Source organism: Staphylococcus sp. NWU MK-U1, assembly GCF_033283505.1.
Lineage (GTDB): Bacteria > Bacillota > Bacilli > Staphylococcales > Staphylococcaceae > Staphylococcus > Staphylococcus haemolyticus.
The window spans coordinates 439,989-458,578 of record NZ_JAVSMG010000001.1 but is presented as its reverse complement, the minus strand read 5'-3'; the positions used below and the strand labels follow the sequence as shown (position 1 = coordinate 458,578).

The window sequence follows — 18,590 nt, the reverse complement described above, 5'->3', positions numbered from 1 at the left end:
TAATACTTAAAGATAAAATATATGTAAGACATCGTTTCTAATTAGTTAAATATTAAACTTTTTACGATTGTAGTAATCTTCGTGGGAGTGGACAGACCTTAGTAGTGAATTTTACGATGAAATTCTCTGTGTTTGAGTAAGGATAAATTCTGTTCCATTTCCACTTTTTTATTAAAGTCGATTTAAATGTAAATGATAGCGCATACATTGTGCTTGATTTATAATTAAATTGATAGGCCAAAGGAGGAAGTTGCATATGAAAAAGCTAATAAAACAAAAAGAAGACTTTTTAAAAGATATGTTAGACGGTTTAAAAATAGCAAATAATGATATCGAAATCATTGCAGAAACTGTTGTCGTGCGACGTAAAAAGAAATCTAAAGGCGTAGCGATTGTTTCAGGTGGCGGTAGTGGACATGAACCGGCTCATGCAGGTTATGTTGCGCAAGGGATGCTTGATGCGGCGGTTTGCGGAGAAGTATTTACTTCACCAACACCCGATAAAGTGTTAGAAGCAATTAAGGCTGTCGATACTGGTGATGGTGTTTTATTAATTGTTAAAAATTATGCTGGCGATGTAATGAACTTTGAAATGGCGCAAGAAATGGCGGAAATGGAAGATATTCAAGTAGAGATGGTTGTCGTTAAAGATGACATATCAGTGTCTGAAGAAACGCAAAGACGTGGTGTTGTAGGCACAGTATGCGTTCATAAATATGTAGGTTATTTAGCTGAACAAGGTTTAGCTCTACAGGATATTAAAGAAAAAGCGGAAACAATAGCTTCACAAATTAAAAGTATTGGTATGGCACTGACACCACCAATGGTTCCGACAACAGGCCAATATGGATTTGATATTAATGATGGGGATATAGAAATTGGGATAGGTATTCATGGCGAAAAAGGAATTGAACGAATACACTATGAAGAAATCGATAGTATCGTTGAACGGTTATTAAGTCGATTACTTAAAGAAAATCAAGAGCAATCATTAATCGTTATGGTTAATGGAATGGGTGGTACACCACTATCAGAGTTAAATATTGTGACTAAGTATTGTTCACTTTATTTAGAAAAGCAAAATAGAGATGTAGCGCAATGGTTTGTTGGTGACTATATGACTTCATTAGATATGCAAGGTTTTTCAATCACACTACTTCCTAATAATGAAGAACTACTCAAAGCTTTACAAGCACCTACTACGTCTCGCTACTTTTAAAAAGAAAACTACATTCAAATGAGGTGATTAAAAATGGATGTTAAAGATATGAAACAACGATTATTAAATTTAGAGGCAGTGTTTTCAGAGAAAGAAACATTATTAACGGATTTAGATAGAGCAATTGGTGATGGCGATCATGGTGTCAATATGTTGCGTGGATTTAAAAGTTTGAAAGACAAGATAGATGATAGTAGTATGTCATCGCTATTTAAATCTACTGGTATGGCATTAATGTCAAATATTGGTGGTGCATCTGGTCCATTATATGGATTTAGCTTTGTTAAAATGGCTAATGTTGTTAATGAAGAAATGGACAAAGAAAATTTAAAAGCTGTTGTTACTGAATTTGCTAATGCGATTGCGCAGAGAGGTAAAGTACAACGAGATGAGAAGACGATGTTTGATGTCGTAGATCGAGCGCGTGAAGCTTTAGAAAATGATGAAACAATCACGTTAGAGATACTACAACAATTTGCTACTGATACGAAAGAGATAGAAGCTACAAAAGGACGTGCAGCATACTTTAAAAAGGATTCAATAGGTTATATCGATCCTGGTTCCCAAAGTATGGTTTACGTATTAAGTGCACTGATTGGAGATGACATTGAATGACAACAATTATAATTATTAGCCATAGTGAAGACATTGCGAATGGTACTAAAGCTTTGCTTAATCAGATGGCGCAAGATGTTAACGTTGTAGCTCACGGCGGTGTCGATGGAGGCATAGGTACATCATTTGATGATATCCAAAATATTATCAATAACTTAGATGATGACGCATTGTGCTTTTATGATCTAGGTTCTTCCGAAATGAATTTAGATTTAGCAATTGAGATGTATGAAGGACCACATCATATTAAGAAGATAGATGCACCAATAGTAGAAGGTAGTTTTACTGCCGCAGTGAAACTCTCAGTTGGCGGAACAACTGATGAAGCGATACAAGAAGTCGCTCAAACTTCATTTAAAGAAAATACATTTGACTAATGTTTAAATAATGTGCGTAAATATAATAATCAAATAAATGCGCAAAATAAATTTTATAATTAAGTAATTTATAAAATGAAAATGACAAATGATTGTGATAAAATAGGTTATTATAGTAAAGCGAAAGAGTAGGTGGGCAAGGTCATGCAAAGCAGCATCAAGGAATACGTTTTAAGTGGAGAATTTGAACAAGTAAGACAACTAATGGCCAAAGCAGACTTTTTAGATTTTGAAGAAGCCTACATTTCATGTGCACATGAAAATGAAAGCATGATGTTTTATACTTGTATTTTGGATATGATTAAATTTGAAGAAACGTCTGAATTGCATGATTTAGCATTTCTATTGCTTGTCTATCCCCTAAGTGAGATAGAAGGCGCATTAGATTCTGCTTATTACCATGCGCAAGCGTCCATTCAGTTGACGAATGGTAAAGAAATTAAGAGTCTATTACAAATGTTATTATTACATGCCATTCCAGAACCTGTTATTACTGATTCTGAAGCTTTCAAAGTTGCTAAACAAATTTTGAAATTAGATCCAAGTAATCATGTTGCAAGAAATGCACTTAAAGAAACAGCTAAACGTATGGATAATGTTGTTGTTGATATTAATGAATTACAACAATATGGAAATTCTAATTAATAAGCGTGTGAATATTGTATCATTAAGCAAATAATTACTTTCTAGATTTTAGATATGGAAGTAGGACAGAAATAGTATTTTTCCAAATATCCCCAGGCAAGGATGACTAGGTACGAAAAAAGCTTGATTCAAGATCAATTTCAAATCAGTCAGCTATTGCCAAATTGGTAAAGTAGGCTGAGACATTTTATTTTGTCTCAGCTTTTTTATTTCACGTCATTTTTAAATTTAATTATTTATTTTTAATTTAAAAACTAATGACTAGTGCGATAATAGCCAATATTAAACCTGTAGTTACCCCTTAATTCATTTTTTACCTCTGCTATAATGATTGCTATTAACTGTTTTAAAATGTAGATATGATGTTCATCATTAATATAAAATTAAATATGATTTACTAGTTACTTATTTATGAAAAATAAGATAATTATAATAAATTTTAAAGAATTTTAAATCCTTAACAAGTGTATATAGCATAGTGTTTATAGCCGATAAACGCCGGTTCGTAACCTTTATGCACTGTTGCATATTATTTGAAGTGCGTTATAATGCACAATGTGTCAAATTTAAGGAGGTTATATTTTCGCATGGGATTAAATAAAGAAGCTGTAAAAATTGGTTTCGCCTATGTCGGCATTGTAGTAGGTGCCGGATTCTCAACTGGACAAGAAGTTATGCAATTCTTTACACCATATGGTTTATGGTCTTATATTGGTGTGCTTATTTCAGGTTTGATTCTTGGTTTTATAGGTAGACAAGTTGCTAAAATAGGTACAGCATTTGAAGCTACGAATCATGAGTCAACATTAAAATATTTATTCGGAGAAAAGTTTAGTAAAATCTTCGATTATATATTAGTATTCTTCTTATTTGGTATAGCAGTCACTATGATTGCAGGGTCTGGTTCAACATTCCAAGAGAGTTTTGGCATACCTACGTGGTTAGGTGCCTTAATTATGACTATTGTCATTTATTTAACATTATTATTAGACTTTAACAAAATCGTGAGCGCACTTGGTGTCGTCACACCATTCTTAATAATTATGGTAATACTTATTGCCGTTTACTACTTATTTGCAGGTAGCGTTCCTTTGAATGAAGTTAACAGTACTGTTGATAAAACAAGTGTATTTTGGGGTATAGTTAGAGGATTAATGTACGGTGGTCTAGCTTTTGCAGTGGGCTTTAGTACAGTTGTTGCAATTGGAGGCGACGCTTCTAAACGTAAAATTTCAGGTGGAGGTGCAATGTTTGGCGGTGTGATTTACACTATCTTACTTGCTCTAATTAACTTTGCATTACAATCTGAATATCCTAAAATTAAAGATGTTGAAATTCCAACATTAACATTAGCTAATGCTATTCATCCATGGATTGGTCTTGTTCTAACTGTCATCATGTTAGCAGTTATGTACAATACAATCTTAGGACTATGCTATTCATTCGCAGCACGTTTTACAGAACCATATAGTAAAAAGTATCACATCTTTATCATTATTATGATGATTGCTGCATTTATTTTAAGCTTTGTAGGTTTTGCAGACTTAATTAACTTCTTATATAATATTATGGGTGTTGTTGGTCTGTTTATCGTAGTTGCAGTATTAATTAAATACTATGTACGTAAGAGTGATAATAAAGATCATATAGCATAGATTTAAAATAGCAATACTTTACAATTGAAAGTGAATGTTTTAATCTTAAAAGCAATTCGTATGATTATACGGGTTGCTTTTTCTATTAAATGAACAAGCAAACTTTCTATAATCAATTGAAAGGAACGTAGGGAATGAATACTCAGAAAAAATGGACGATTATCACAGGTGTCATTATCGTGATTGTGAGTGTTGTAGTTGCTTGGGGGCTATACCACCATCAACAAGAGAGTGAGAAGAAAAAACAACAACGTGAAAAAGTTCAAATTAATAATCCTAACGTCAAATTATTTCAAAATATTACCTATAATAATCATCTTCCTGAAAGCCAACTTGATATTATGATGCCTGACGATGTAGATAAGGATACTAAATTGCCAGTTATCTTCTGGATGCATGGAGGGGGTTATGTTGCAGGTGATAAACAATATAAAAATCCATTGCTATCGCAAATTGTGGAACAAGGCTATGTAGTAGTCAATGTTAACTATGCTTTAGCACCTAATTATAAATATCCCACACCACTCATTCAATTTGGTGATGCAATTCAATTTATTAAGCATAATAAAGACCGCTTCCCAATTGATTTAGATCAAGTTGTTATAGGCGGTGACTCTGCCGGTGCACAACTTACAAGTCAATATGTTGCTATGCAAACAAATAGTTCACTACGAAGTGAAATGGGATTTGAACAGCGTTTTACACCATCACAAATAAAAGGCGCTATCTTTTTCGGTGGTTTTTATGATATGAATACAGTTAGAGAAACGGAATTCCCAAGAATTCAAATGTTTATGCATAGTTATACTGGTGCAACAAAATGGGAATCAGAATTCAAAAATATTTCTCAAATGTCAACAATCAATCAAGTGACTAAAGATTATCCTTCAACGTATCTATCAGTAGGTGATGCTGATCCTTTCTACAGTCAAAATATTGAATTTTACCGTAAGTTGAAGGAAGAAGGCATTCCTGTTAGTACATTGTTCTATGATGGTTCACATCATTTACATCATCAATATCAATTTCATTTAGAGAAGCCAGAATCTAAAGAGAATATGAAACGTGTACTCGCATTCTTAAGCAGAAATACTTCATCATCTGGTGTAGAACGAAATCAGCAATCTCCATTTGATGGTTCTACGAGTTCGGATAAAAGTTTCTCATTATCACCTTACTAACCACGATAAAATGATATTATTATCAAACTTTATTGGTTACAACACTATAGCTAAGAATAAAAAGCTTATTTCCTAAATGTTAAATCATTAAGGAAGTAAGCCTTTTTAATTTTTATTATTCTATGATAGTGGTATTTAAATACTATAGGTGTATTGTTATTTAATCTAACATTTTAGTAATGTTGTTTAATATTATTGAGACTAGAGTATAATATAATGATAGTAAATTTAAATATTAAATAAGCAGTTTGGCCATGACATATTTATTGAAGTATTGACCATTAATATATAGCTTATCCTTTAATTCGCCCTCAATATTAAATCCAGCAGCTTTAAAGAGTTCAACTGCGCGCGCGTTTTCAGGGACAACGGAAGCTTCGATACGTCTAATATCATGGTTGATTGACCAAGCTTCAGTCGCATTTACTAATGCCATACCTATGCCATGTTTCTGATATAGTTGTCTAACACCAATTGTGATAACTGCTTCGTGACGTTTGCGCTCAAAATCTTCAGTTGTAATGAATGCGTAACCAACCAGTTGATCATCTTGCTCTGCAACATAAACAGTATTTCTTGGAGAAGTGATAATGCGTTCTAAACGATCGCTAACACTTGAGATGCTGGGCGTATATTCACCCGGGTTATATAATGTATATTCAGATTCATCATAAATTTTGCTTAATAATTTAATAAAGTCTTCAACGTCTTTTATACTAATTTCACGAATAATATGAGCCATAAGGCTTCCTCCCAAATTAATAAACTATTGTGTCTTACATGGTATTATAGCAATAAATCTTAGATATACATAAAATAAAAAACTTTTAAACTAAAGGGGTAATCTTAAATATGAAACCGAATGTACTATTAGCAGGTGGTAGTGGTTATATTGGTAAGTATATAAGAAGTGTTATTGAAAAAGATGCAAACATATATGCCCTATCAAAGTATCCAAATACTAAAAAAGAAGATAATGATCGAATTATTTGGTTGAAAAGAGATATTTATAATTATAATGATGTTGTAAAAGCTATGGAAGGTATGGATATTGCTGTTTTTTATTTAGATCCTAATAAGAATTCAGCAAAATTAACCCAAGCAACGGCACGAGATTTAAATTTGATCGCCGCAGATAACTTTGCCAGAGCAGCAGCTCAACAAGGTGTGTCTAAAATAGTATATATAAGTGGTAGTCGATTTGATAGTGAGACAGTACAAAGGCTAGAGAATTACGGCGTTCCTGTGGAAAAGACAAACACACAAATTAAACGACCACATATAAATGCTGAATTACAGATGTCTAAATATGATGATATAAGAACAGCGATGCGAATGATATTACCTAGGAAATGGACATTATCCTATCTAGTAGACTACTTTATGAAATGGCTTAATGATACACGTGATACATTCATGCACACATATCAAGATAATGATAGATACATTGTTTATGCACGAAAAAAGTCTAAACCATTATTAATTATGGAAAAAGTTGAAGACGACTCGGGACTTATAACACTACACTTGATTTCAGGTTCAATGATAAAATCTAATCAAAAAGAAACAAGGTAAATTAGAATTTAGGCAAATTAAAGGTACAAGATTAGTCATTGTTCATTTATATGATTATATTCCGAAATTACTATGGCCAATTTACTACTTCGTTCAAGCACCATTACAAGGTTTGATTATGCGAGGGTTTGAAATTGATTGCCGAATTAAACATTTTAACGGACGGGTTCAATCAGGGGAAAAAATGAAATATACAAAATAATAGGTGATAAAGTGATGCAAGTATTATTAGTAGAAGATGATCAAACAATCTTCCAAGAATTGAAAAAAGAATTAGAACATTGGGATTTCTTTGTGACAGGTATAGATGATTTTAGTGCAGTAATGGATATTTATGAAGAAACAAATCCTGAAATTGTTATTATGGATGTTCAATTACCTAAATACGATGGATTTTATTGGTGTAGAAAGATTAGACAAGTATCTAATGTCCCCATCTTATTCTTATCATCACGTGATAATCCAATGGACCAAGTCATGAGCATGGAATTGGGAGCCGATGATTATATGCAAAAACCATTCCATACAAACGTCTTAATAGCTAAATTGCAAGCCATTTATCGACGTGTTTATGAATTTGGAGCAGAAGAAAAGAGAACATTGAATTGGCAAGATGCACTTGTGGATCTATCAAAAGATAGTATTCAAAAAGGTGATTCAGTTATCTATTTATCGAAGACTGAAATGATTATTTTAGAAATGTTAATTCAAAAGCAAAATCAAATTGTTACTAGAGATACCTTAATTACTGCGCTATGGGATGATGAAGCGTTTGTAAGTGATAATACGTTAACTGTTAATGTTAACCGTTTGCGTAAAAAGTTGTCTGATATCGGTATGGATACACAGATCGAAACTAAAGTAGGTAAAGGTTACATGGCACATGAGTAACTTGAAATGGTTTTGGTTATTCCTCAAAACGCGAAGTAACTGGATTTTTTGGATTGTGTTTCTACATCTGATTTTATTAGGTATGGCTTACATTGATTATGATATTTCCATCGAGAGTATAGGATTTATAGTAACGTTAAATCTCGGTCTTACAGCGATGTTTTTAATTTTTACTTTTTTAAAAGAAGTAAAGCTATATCAACATTTATATAATAATAAAGAAATTGAAGAAATTAAGCATAAAGATTTAGCAGAAGATCCGTTTCAAAAGGAAGTTGTTAATTATCTTTATCGCAAATTAACGAGTCAAAAGGAACGTGTTGTTGAACAACAATTACACATACAATCGACAGAACAATCTCTAACAGAATTTGTTCATGATATTAAAACACCTGTGACAGCGATGAAGTTGTTAATCGATCAAGAAGAAGAGGGAAAACGTAAAAAGTCATTATTGTATGAATGGGCACGTATTAATGAGTTGTTAGATAAGCAACTTTATTTAACGCGTTTAGAGTCTAAAAATAGAGACATGTATTTTGAAGAGACATCACTGAAGCGTCTTGTGATTGATGAGATCCAATTAACACGTCACATTAGCCAAGCCAAAGGTATAGGCTATGATTTGGATTTAGAAACAAACTTAGATGTATACACGGATGTGAAATGGTGTCGCATGATGATTCGCCAAATTTTATCTAACTCATTAAAATATTCTCAAGGACAAGATATTATTATTCGTTCTTATACAAATGATGGTCATGTAACATTGGAAATTAAAGATTTTGGTAGAGGTATCAGTCACAAAGATTTACCACGTATATTTGAGCGTGGTTTCACTTCGACTGCGAATCGTAATGAAACAACTTCTTCAGGAATAGGGCTATATCTGGTTAACAGTGTAAAAGATCAATTAGGTATTAATGTTCGAGTAGAATCTACAGTAGGACAAGGGACTACTTTTGTATTAACTTTTCCAAAACAGAATGAATTGATGGCCCGTATGACCCAAGTGACAACAATGTAACCTTAAAACTTAGATTTGTTACTCCATCTTCATTTCATCAAAAGCGATAACTTTTATAATTAAACTGATTAAAGTAGTGCGGTATTTCTAAAGTAAACGCACATGTAGATAAAATGAATGGCGAGGTGAACAAAACCGTGGCAATATTACAGGCAAAGCAAATTGCCAAAACTTATGGAAATAAACAAACTGAACAAGAAGTTTTAAAAGATATAGATCTGTCAATTGAAGCGGGAGAGTTTGTAGCTATCATGGGGCCATCGGGATCAGGCAAGACAACGTTATTAAACGTGTTAAGTTCAATTGACTATTTAACACATGGTTCTATTATTTTAGATGGTCAACAATTAGAGAAATTATCTAATAAAGCGTTGTCTGAAATTAGAAAAAAAGATATTGGTTTTATTTTTCAAGAATATAATTTATTACATACGTTAACAGTTAAAGAAAACATCATGTTACCTTTATCAGTTCAAAAGTTAGATAAAAAAGAAATGAATGAACGCTATCAACGTATTACGCAGGCTTTAAATATTTTCGAAATTAGTGATAAATATCCATCAGACATTTCTGGTGGACAGCGACAAAGAACATCCGCAGCGCGTGCATTTATTACGTATCCTAAGATTATTTTCGCGGATGAGCCAACAGGGGCACTTGATACTAAAAATACTCGCGATTTATTACAACGTTTTCAAAAAATCAATGAACTTTATAACGCAACGATAGTAATGGTAACGCATGATCCTTTGGCAGCAAGCTTCTCAGAGCGTGTGATTATGTTAAAAGACGGGCAGGTATTTACTGAAATTTATCAAGGTGAAGATGATAAAAATGTCTTTCACAAAGAGATCTTACGTGCGCAAAGTATATTAGGTGGCATGATGTATGAGTTTTAGTCAAATTATATGGAAGAACTTTCAACAGAATATAATTCATTACGCGATTTATATCTTTTCACTTGTATTAAGTATCGTGTTGTTTTTTAGTTTTATAACAATTAAGTATGTACACCATTTAAATGTGCATCAATCGTTGTCAATGATACAACAAGGAACACAAGTGGGAAGTTATTTTTTATTTATCATTATTGTTGTATTTATTATGTATACGAATATGTTGTTTATCAAACGACGTAGTTATGAATTCGGATTATTGCAAACGATTGGTTTAGGTAAAAAGAGTATTATTTATATGCTAATGCTTGAACAATTATTTATTTTTATTATAACCGCGTTATTAGGTATGATTATCGGTATTTTAGGATCAAAAATACTATTAATGATTGTTTTAAAATTATTAGGTATACATACTTCTGTATCAATCATTTTTAGTTTTCAAGCGATTGCGCAAACATTATTTATACTTGTCATTGCTTATATACTTATCATTATTCAAGCATCTATTTATTTAAGCAAATCTTCAATTAAAAGTTTAATGGCCTCTCAAGACAGTAAAGAAGATAGTCATATTACACTAACATTAGGTGAAGTTATATTAGGTGTTTTAGGTATTGTATTGATATTAACAGGTTATTATTTATCGACGCGTTTTGTCGAGATTGTAGATGATGTGATACTACCGTTTGTTATTCTAATTCTTACTGTTTTAGGAACTTACTTTTTCTTTCGAAGTACGATTTCTCTCATTTTAAAGACGATTAGATACCTTAAAGGTGGTAATGTTTCTGTAAATGATGTTATTTTTACATCATCACTCATGTTTCGAATTAGAAAAAATGCATTTTCATTAACTGTAATGGCAATCATTTCAGCAATAACTGTATCTGTACTGTGTTTCGCTGCGATTAGTAGGGGCTCTTTGACAAATGAAGTTCTATTAGAATCTCCTCATGAGGTTACACTTAAAGAAGAGAAAGTAGCTAATGAATTAGGTTTTGAATTAAATCGACATCATATTCCTTACCATTACGATTTTAAACAAGTTGTTTATTCTCAACTATACAAAGATCATTTATTTGATAAAAATCAGGTGCAACCATACGCGATTACTGTAACGAGTGAAAAATATTTCCCTAATGTTTCTATAGAGAAGGGTGAGGCTAATTTAATTATGCCTGAAGGGTTAATTCATGATTTATCGAAACATACACCGCATGGTACGGCTTCTATAGGAACTAAAAAGCATCATGTAAAGATTAAATTGAATAAAGTGATGGATAAAATTTATTTTAAACAGAGTATTGACTTAGGAGGTCCTACTTTAGTTTTAAATGATACAGATTATAACTATTTGAAAGCACATGCGAAAAATAAATATATCGTTTCACAATATGGTTTTGATTTAAAACACAATAGAGATATACCAAAACTTGAGAGTATAACAAAGGATCTTGATGGTAATGTTCAAACGCGTAGTGAAGTGGTGAGCGAAGTATCAAGTTTGACTGGAATATTGTTATTTGTAACATCATTTTTAGGAATTGCATTTTTAATCGCTACAGGGTGTATTATTTACATTAAACAAATTGATGAAACAGAAGATGAGTTAGAAAGTTATTCTGTATTACGTAAATTAGGTTTTATTCAAAAAGACATGGCAAAAGGGTTAAAACTCAAAGTGGCATTTAATTTTGGTATACCACTTATTATTGCCTTATTACATTCATACTTTGCGGCAGTGGTCTTTATGAAGGTTATAGGCTTTGATAATAAAGTTCCTATTTTCGTTGTAATGGCTATTTATACAATCATTTATAGTATTTTTGCAGTTATCGCCTATAATCACTATAAAAGAACGATAAACCACTCAATTTAAGTCAATATTTATCTAATATTTCGTATTTGTAAAGAATTTGTAAATGTAATTGTGGTTATGTAAATTTTGTGATATTTTCAAATAGGGACAAATTCAGTAATGGAGTATTACGTGAATAACAGTAAAACATTATATTTACATAAAATTTACAAATAGTCAGAAAATAGACTCTTTGAATGTTCTTATTGTAAATGTATTCTTTATCTAAAGTTGTCTTACAATAATAAAAATTTACAAATGTGATTGGAAACGATCGCTATAATGGAGGCTTTATAATGTTTACTAAGAAAAAGGATAAGTTCATGGTTCAATTAGAGGAAATGGTATTTAATTTGGACCGTGCTGCAGTTGAATTCGGGAAAATGGATTTCAATACGCACTTAGATTTAAAAGCTTATTCTGACAATATCAAGACATATGAGTCACATGGTGACGAATTAATGCATCAAGTTATTACGGATTTAAATCAAACATTTATTACACCAATTGAACGTGAAGACATTCTATCTTTATGTAATGCAATTGATGACGTTCTTGACGCAATGGAAGAAACTTCAGCAATGTTTGAAATGTATTCAATTGAATATACAGATGAATACATGGCAGAATTCGTAGAAAATATCCAAAAAGCAGTAGCGGAAATGAAATTAGCTGTTGGTTTATTAGTTGAGAAGAAATTATCTCACATGCGCATTCATTCTATTAATATTAAAGAATTTGAAACAAATTGTGATGGCATTTTACGTCAATCTATTAAACACATTTTCAACAGTGAAACAGATCCAATCACACTAATTAAAATAAAAGATATTTATGAAAGCATGGAAGAAATCGCAGATAAATGTCAAGTTGTAGCAAATAATTTCGAAACGATTATTATGAAAAATAGCTAAGGGAGTTTTAATTTATGGAATATGTATTAATTATCACTATAGCTATCGTTATATTTTCTTTAATCTTTGACTTTATCAATGGATTCCATGATACAGCCAACGCGATTGCTACAGCAGTATCGACACGTGCCTTGACTCCTAGAACTGCAATATTTTTAGCGGCAATTATGAACTTTATCGGTGCTTTAACATTTACTGGTGTTGCCGGTACAATCACTAAAGACATTGTTGATCCATTTAAGTTACATAATGGGTTAGTAGTTGTATTAGCCGCTATTTTAGCAGCAATCATTTGGAATTTATTAACATGGTTTTATGGTATTCCAAGTTCATCATCTCACGCATTAATAGGTTCAATCGCTGGTGCAGCGATTGCAGCACAAGGATTTGGTGTACTTCACTATCAAGGTTTTACTAAGATTATTATTGTTTTAATCATTTCACCAATTATTGCATTTTGTGTCGGATTCATTATGTACACAATTGTTAAAATTGTCTTTAAAAATGCTAACCTTACTCGAGCGAATCGTAATTTCCGATTCTTCCAAGTATTTACAGCAGCATTACAATCATTCTCACATGGTACGAACGATGCACAAAAATCAATGGGTATCATTACATTAGCTTTAATCGTTGCTAATATTCAAGATCCTACAAACGTTGAGCCGGCATTATGGGTAAAAGTTGCCTGTGCAACTGCAATGGGTCTAGGTACTGCAATTGGTGGATGGAAAATTATTAAAACAGTAGGCGGAAACATTATGAAAATTCGCCCAGCAAATGGTGCTGCTGCTGACTTATCATCAGCATTAACAATATTTGTAGCTTCATCATTACACTTCCCATTATCTACTACACACGTTGTATCATCATCAATTCTTGGTGTAGGTGCTTCTAACAGAGCTAAAGGTGTTAAATGGAACACTGCACAACGTATGATAATTACATGGGTTATTACATTACCAATCTCTGCGATTTTAGCCGCATTGATATTCTATGTTATGAACATTTTCTTATAATATATTAAAGAAGGGCTAGCGATACATTGTCGCTAGCCCTTCTTTAATATATATGAAGTAAGACATAATAGAATTTAAATCATCTTTTGAATTCAAGTTGAAACAGTGGGATGATTTATTAAATTTTATTATTTTAATGCAGAAAAAAAGAGCAATCCAATTGAACTTAATTAGCTGCTCTTATACTCTATATTTAATTTCTTAGTGAATGAAGTTGTAGCTTGAAACTACAGATGCAGGAATTGTTCTAGTATTAGTGTTATATGGTCCGTTAGCATAATTCATTTCTGAAATTAAGATACTACCATCAGCATTAACACGTTCAACATAAGCTACGTGTCCATAGTAGCCAGTAGTTGTTTGCATGATTGAACCTACAGTTGCGTTATGATCTACTGTATAACCATCTGCTGCTGCATTGCCTGCCCAATATTTTGCATCTGACCAATAAGTACTAATTGGTTTACCAGCTTGAGCACGTCGGTCGAATACGTACCATGTACATTGACCAGCAGTATATAGGTTTTGGTGACTAAATGTTGGACTAGAATAACCGCCACTTCCGCCTACATTATTGTTTGTACTAGGATTTGTTTTACTAGGTGTTGTAGTTGAACCATTAGGTATTTTTAATTTTTGATTTGGTGTAATTAAGTAACCTGATAAATTATTGGCTTTCATTAATGCATTGACAGTTACACCATTTTTACTAGCAATTGCATATAAAGAATCGCCAGCTTTTACAGTATATGTTGATGAAGAAGTTGTTGCATTTGAACTGGCATTGTTAGAGTTATTACTGCTGCCCCCAATAGTAATAACTTGACCAGGGAAAATCATATTGTTTGAAAGATTGTTGCTCTTCTTAATACTATCTACAGATGTATTATATTTACTAGCGATGCTCCAAAGCGACTCGCCGGATTTTACAGTATGTTGTGTTGATGCTTCAGCATTATGGTTTGATAATACTGCAACTGCTCCGGTTGCGACAGAAGCTGCGACTGCTAACTTTTTCAACTAAATATCCTCCTTGAGAAAATTGATTTTATTTATAATTAATAAATTCCTAAACTATTAATTTATCTTATATATTCATTTACATATATCACGTATTCATACTATCAAAAAAAAGACACAATTTGGGCGTTGTTATTATCTTGTAATATTGTTAATATTTGTCTCTTATTATGTAAAAGCGTCTAATCTATTGATATGATAGCATTCATTAAATGTTTGACTGCACATTTTAGTAAAAAAATTAAGCGATTTGTAATATTTCTATTAGAAATAAATATGAGTTGAGTGGAAAAATTTAAGCTCAAAATGGCTTAACAATAGGCTTTAAGGTTGTGTTAAATTTAATTGCAGTGCATATTTTGCGGTCTAGTATTAATAACTAATGTAAATGTAATTGTAGAAAACATATCATTCGTTAATGATTTATTTTTTGAAAAGTAGTTAGAATGCGATACAATCATGTTGAAAAAGTGATATCTGATAAGGAGAGATTCATTGTATGTCTCAGTCGTATAACAATACACACCACATGAAGACAAAACATCGAGATAAAGATAGAACGCGTGATTACGCCAAGGTATGGCTATTTTTTATGTATTATTGGATTATATTTGGAATTGGATGTTACTTCGGACAATACTTACCTTTGGAATGGAGACGTCCTTTATCTATAGCATTATTAGTACTTATTTTGGCAACGTTATTTATTCAACGTGCGCGTAAGTATGGTTTGGTTATTTCGCATATTTACGCCATTATTGTAGGTCTTTTATCATACGCTACTTTTACAACCTATATGCAAAATTTAGGACCAGAGGTCTTCTATAAGAATGTCTTATTAGCAATTGGCGCATTTATAGTTTTCGGTATTTTAGGTTTTTTCATTATTAATGATGCTTCTAGTATTGGTAAATATTTATTTGTAACATTAATTGCGTTAATTATTGCCGGGTTGATTGGAATGTTCATTCATAATCCTATATATCATACTGCCATTACGGTTGTAGGTTTAATACTTTTTCTATTATATACATTGTATGATTTCAATCGTATGAAGCGGGGGAATTTTTCACCACGTGAAATGGGTTTTAATCTATTTATTAATTTATTGAATATTATAAAAGATGTATTAAGACTTGCAAATCGCTTTAAAAATTAAATAAGAAAGAATATAATGAGAAACTATATCTTTGAGATGTCTACGTGTTGCATTCAATGATTTTATTTTGTTTAGTAATTGTATGATTGATCGTATTACTATATACATGATTGAATTTGAAGCAATAACGGGACATTTTTTTATCAAATTCATAACTTAAATTAATAATAACAAGAAATTAATTTATAAAAAATTGTATTTTTGATTTGTTTATCATGTTGTGGTAAATTTACATTTAATCACCATGATAGTGCTAAGAAACAAAAAGGAAATTAGTACAACATTTAGAAAGACTATCATGAATTAGAAAGAGGTTAATCAATGTCTAATACCAATATTCATATATTGACTAAGAATGAATACAAAATGACACGTTGCCAAGACGGTATTATTCTGTTGTTTCCGATAGAAGGTCAACTTAAACTTCAGCACTTTACTAAAACTGTTAACGTCGAAAATGACATTTACGTTATTAATAATACAGATATTTTTTCAATTCTAAAAAATAAAAAAACCATCATGCTTTATATCGCTAGTGATTGGTTTAGAGATCGCCATTTTGATTTCTTCAATTATAAATACTCAACTAATCTAGTTAAGTCCATTAACTCCATTAAACGCATATTATTGCAACTTGCCCTAAACCATTTAAACGCAGACTCAGTTTCTGAAGATACTACATATATTACTTCTGTTGTTGATATTATTGGGAAAGAAGGCGCCATTGAGAAATCAATCGCAAATCATCAATATAACTTCTCTTTTTACGGTGAATTAAGCGAAATATTAGAATATATCAATCAAAATATTACTAAGAAATTAACGCTAACGGGTATAGCATCAAAATTATTTACTTCTAAATCTAATCTTTCGGCACAGTTTAATCAATTGCTAAATATGGGTTTCAAGACATATGTAGATACTTTAAAAATTGCAAATTCATTTGAATGGCTATTAACAACGGAATACACGATAAGTTTAATAAGCGAAAAAGTAGGATTTAGCAATGCTTCAAGTTATTCTAAAACATTTAAAAATTATGTTGGCATGACTCCCAACGAGTACCGATACTGTGATAGATATGAAAAATCTATTGATATGGATTATGAAATTATAAGCGAAGGAAATATTGACTACATTAATCAATTAATCAAGATTAAACAACAATATTATAACCAACACGATGATCATATAATCTACGCAGATTCAACAATTGGTTCTACTGTGAATCCGTATTATTTAGTGCTTCAAATTAATACTATAGAAGAAATAAGATTATTATTTTTTCAAGATTTTGCACGACCTTTGTATTACGAACACTCAACATTGAAGTTTTATTTAAATGTAGATATGCGTGATATTAAAGATCAAATGACAAAGTATGAGAGACAACGATTGTTTGAATACATCATTATTAATGAATTAAATGTAGTATTTAGACTGGAAGATTTAACGTTAACGGATTTTTTAGAGTCTAATTTTGAGGATGTAGCAAACTACTTCAGAGAACATCAACTTCCTACGAGTGGTAATCATAAATTAGGTCTTATATTTGATTTAGATGAAGTGAATTTGAAATCCATTTATCGAATTATTTTAAAAATACAGCATAAAACGCAACAATTTTCATTTGGGTTAGAAATAAGTAAGCTACTAAACGACCCTGTATTGTTTAAAACATTAGAATCACAAATCAAACGCATTAATTTTGAATTTTTATATATTGATAATGCACAACTAAAAATGCCTTACCTAATTGAACAGAATGAACATTTACTGGTGAAAAATATATTACGATACCAAAATATTAGACAAATATTAAAGCAATTTGATCTAGAAGATCAGAAAATAATATTTTTAAATTTTGAAAACCACAAATTTTTAAATAGTAAATATAATGATTTGAATAATAGTGCACCTTTATTAATTGAGACATTTGTGAGAACAGCGTCATATTTTAACGGAATTGGCTTTAACTTCAAGCATAGTGGTAATTTGTTTAATGCACTTCACATATTCGATGAAAACGGTTTTAAGTCGATATTAGGAGCGATTTTAGAGCAACTCATTGAAATTAGTATGAAACCCAAATTATTTAATGAAAATTACATCTTAATTGACAATGAAGACCAATATACTGTTCTAATTTACGATTGGCGTGTTTTAGAAAGTGAATCATTGCAAGTCAATTATGATCAAACAGATATATTTATTGATTTTACAGATGATGTATTAAAAGATACCTATTTAGTTCAAATTCAACTCATCGATGACTATAACGGTAATATTAATCATCTTATTTCTCAGCGTATTAGAAAAAAACATAAATGGTCAAAACGATTTTTAAGAAAACTAGATTATTTAATTCATCCAACATTTCAAATGATAGAACATAACTTTAATAATGCACCTCTTCAAATTAAACTTAATTACAATGCGTTGTATATCGTTAAAATTTTAAAAAAATAAAATCTACTCAATTGTGTTTTGCGCAACTATATTTAACATTGTTAGTAAATTCGACAAAAATTTCTAA

General features: G+C 31.3%; 16 protein-coding genes and 1 pseudogene. 15 read left to right on the top strand and 2 right to left on the bottom strand.

The window, feature by feature from the left end:
- Positions 1–256 precede the first annotated feature (256 nt).
- From dhaK to SBL16_RS02325, 6 genes are all read left to right on the top strand, one after another.
- Positions 257–1,219, top strand: coding sequence for a dihydroxyacetone kinase subunit DhaK (gene dhaK, locus SBL16_RS02350; protein ID WP_107611951.1), 963 nt, complete (start codon positions 257–259; stop codon positions 1,217–1,219).
- A 33-nt stretch (positions 1,220–1,252) separates the two neighbouring features.
- Entirely contained in the window at positions 1,253–1,834 is a 582-nt protein-coding gene (gene dhaL, locus SBL16_RS02345; RefSeq protein ID WP_107611952.1) for a dihydroxyacetone kinase subunit DhaL, read from the top strand.
- Positions 1,831–2,211 carry a dihydroxyacetone kinase phosphoryl donor subunit DhaM gene (gene dhaM, locus SBL16_RS02340; protein WP_053018745.1) on the top strand — a complete coding sequence of 127 codons (381 nt, stop codon included), beginning with the start codon at positions 1,831–1,833 and terminating at the stop codon, positions 2,209–2,211. The genes dhaL and dhaM overlap by 4 nt, the downstream gene beginning before the upstream one ends.
- A 144-nt stretch (positions 2,212–2,355) precedes the next feature.
- Entirely contained in the window at positions 2,356–2,856 is a 501-nt protein-coding gene (locus SBL16_RS02335) for a hypothetical protein (RefSeq protein WP_053017201.1), read from the top strand.
- A 587-nt stretch (positions 2,857–3,443) separates the two neighbouring features.
- Complete coding sequence (locus SBL16_RS02330) at positions 3,444–4,511, top strand: hypothetical protein (protein ID WP_107611953.1); 1,068 nt, start codon at positions 3,444–3,446, stop codon at positions 4,509–4,511.
- A gap of 134 nt (positions 4,512–4,645) precedes the next feature.
- The gene (locus SBL16_RS02325; protein ID WP_107611954.1) at positions 4,646–5,692 is read left to right on the top strand and encodes an alpha/beta hydrolase; all 1,047 of its coding nucleotides are present in this window, start codon (positions 4,646–4,648) and stop codon (positions 5,690–5,692) included.
- Between the two features lie 235 nt (positions 5,693–5,927).
- Here SBL16_RS02325 and SBL16_RS02320 read toward each other — a convergent pair whose 3' ends face one another.
- Positions 5,928–6,434, bottom strand: coding sequence for a GNAT family N-acetyltransferase (locus tag SBL16_RS02320; RefSeq protein WP_011276497.1), 507 nt, complete (start codon positions 6,432–6,434; stop codon positions 5,928–5,930).
- A 110-nt stretch (positions 6,435–6,544) separates the two neighbouring features.
- On the opposite strand from SBL16_RS02320, the pseudogene SBL16_RS02315 reads away from it, so the two are divergent.
- From SBL16_RS02315 to SBL16_RS02285, 7 genes and pseudogenes are all read left to right on the top strand, one after another.
- Positions 6,545–7,469: pseudogene (locus tag SBL16_RS02315) on the top strand (NAD(P)H-binding protein).
- Positions 7,470–7,483: 14 nt separating this feature from the next.
- A complete protein-coding gene (graR, locus tag SBL16_RS02310) occupies positions 7,484–8,158 on the top strand; it encodes a response regulator transcription factor GraR/ApsR (RefSeq protein ID WP_107611955.1) in 675 nt (224 codons plus the stop codon).
- Entirely contained in the window at positions 8,151–9,185 is a 1,035-nt protein-coding gene (locus SBL16_RS02305) for a HAMP domain-containing histidine kinase (protein ID WP_107611956.1), read from the top strand. Before graR ends, SBL16_RS02305 begins: the two co-directional genes overlap by 8 nt.
- A 137-nt stretch (positions 9,186–9,322) precedes the next feature.
- A complete protein-coding gene (locus SBL16_RS02300) occupies positions 9,323–10,084 on the top strand; it encodes an ABC transporter ATP-binding protein (RefSeq protein WP_053018741.1) in 762 nt (253 codons plus the stop codon).
- Positions 10,074–11,963, top strand: coding sequence for an ABC transporter permease (locus tag SBL16_RS02295; RefSeq protein ID WP_317952586.1), 1,890 nt, complete (start codon positions 10,074–10,076; stop codon positions 11,961–11,963). Before SBL16_RS02300 ends, SBL16_RS02295 begins: the two co-directional genes overlap by 11 nt.
- 275 nt (positions 11,964–12,238) lie before the next feature.
- A complete protein-coding gene (locus SBL16_RS02290) occupies positions 12,239–12,856 on the top strand; it encodes a DUF47 domain-containing protein (RefSeq protein WP_011276491.1) in 618 nt (205 codons plus the stop codon).
- Between the two features lie 14 nt (positions 12,857–12,870).
- Entirely contained in the window at positions 12,871–13,875 is a 1,005-nt protein-coding gene (locus tag SBL16_RS02285) for an inorganic phosphate transporter (RefSeq protein WP_053017208.1), read from the top strand.
- A gap of 201 nt (positions 13,876–14,076) precedes the next feature.
- On the opposite strand, the gene SBL16_RS02280 is transcribed toward SBL16_RS02285, so the two are convergent.
- Positions 14,077–14,895 carry a LysM peptidoglycan-binding domain-containing protein gene (locus SBL16_RS02280; protein ID WP_053041164.1) on the bottom strand — a complete coding sequence of 273 codons (819 nt, stop codon included), beginning with the start codon at positions 14,893–14,895 and terminating at the stop codon, positions 14,077–14,079.
- 529 nt (positions 14,896–15,424) lie between these two features.
- Between SBL16_RS02280 and SBL16_RS02275 the strand changes: the two genes are divergently transcribed.
- Together SBL16_RS02275 and SBL16_RS02270 are read left to right on the top strand one after the other, a co-directional pair.
- Positions 15,425–16,054, top strand: a complete 630-nt coding sequence (locus SBL16_RS02275) for a Bax inhibitor-1 family protein (RefSeq protein ID WP_411840601.1) — start codon at positions 15,425–15,427, stop codon at positions 16,052–16,054.
- 321 nt (positions 16,055–16,375) lie between these two features.
- Entirely contained in the window at positions 16,376–18,523 is a 2,148-nt protein-coding gene (locus tag SBL16_RS02270; protein ID WP_107612015.1) for a helix-turn-helix transcriptional regulator, read from the top strand.
- The last annotated feature ends 67 nt before the right edge of the window (positions 18,524–18,590 follow it).